Annotated in this window: 1 protein-coding gene; it reads left to right on the top strand. The window is 75.0% G+C overall.

The features are described from left to right. Positions 1–70 precede the first annotated feature (70 nt). Positions 71–1,070 (top strand): DUF3488 domain-containing protein (locus tag D180_RS17145; protein ID WP_017913762.1); only part of this gene is annotated, 1,000 nt, incomplete at its 3' end.

Here is a 1,070-nt window from a genome sequence, read left to right on the forward strand (position 1 = left end):
CCGGCGCTGGGGCCGGGCCGCGGCCTGCAGCACCGGCATCTGTGCCTGCGCGCGCTGGCGCTGCTGCCGCATGACTGAGCCACACTCGCCCGCACTGCACGCCGCCAGCCGCGCCTGGGCGCTGGGCGCGGCGCTGCTGGCCTTGCTGCCGCTGCTGCTGCAGTTGCCCGCGACACTGGCCTGGCTGATCGCGCTGTCCGCCCTGCTGATCGGCGCCAGTTCGGCGTGGCGGCCGCTGCCGGCGCTGCTGCGCCTGGCCTTGGTCGCAGTCATGCTCGCGGCGCTGTACTGGCAGGTCGGCCTGCGCTTCGGCCGCGATACCGGCTGCGCACTGCTGGCGGCGATGCTGGCGATCAAGCCCTCGGAACTGAAGAGCCTGCGCGATGCGCGCAGCCTGCTTGGCTTCGCCCTGTTCGCGCCGTTCGCCGCCTTCCTGCTCGACCAGGGGCCGGTGACGATGGCGCTGGGGCTGGCCGCGGTGATCGCGGCCCTGCTGTGCATGCAGCGCCTGGCCGACCAGGAAGGGCACAGCGCGCGGCGGCCGCTGCGCGGGCAACTGCGCGGCGTCGGCCGTCTGCTGGCGTTGGGCCTGCCGCTGGCGCTGGCCGCGTTCTGGCTGTTCCCGCGCCTGGGTTCGCCGCTGTGGGGCGTACCGGAACGTGCGCTGGGCCGGCCCGGCCTGTCGGACACGATGAGTCCGGGGCAGTGGCTGGACCTGCTGGCCGACGACACCCCCGCATTGCGTGTGCAGTTCTTCGGCCCGGTGCCGGCACCGGCGCAGCGCTACTGGCGCGGCCCGGTGCTGTGGGATTTCGACGGCCGCACCTGGCGTGCGCAGCGCGACAACGCCTTCGCGCCGGCACCGCCGATCCAGCTCGCACCCGGCGGCTGGGACTACCAGCTCGAGGTGGAACCGACCGACCGCCGGCAATTGGTCGCCCTGGACCTGCCGCGGCAGGCACCGGCCGGCACCCGGCTGACGGCCGACGCCGTGCTGCAGACCGAGCGCCCGCTCAGCGCGCTGACCCGCTGGCGGCTGCGGTCGGCGCTGCCGCAACGGGTGGAGGCCG

The sequence above is a fragment of the Xanthomonas sp. SHU 166 genome (genome assembly GCF_000364685.1).
Taxonomy (GTDB): Bacteria; Pseudomonadota; Gammaproteobacteria; order Xanthomonadales; family Xanthomonadaceae; genus Xanthomonas_A; species Xanthomonas_A sontii.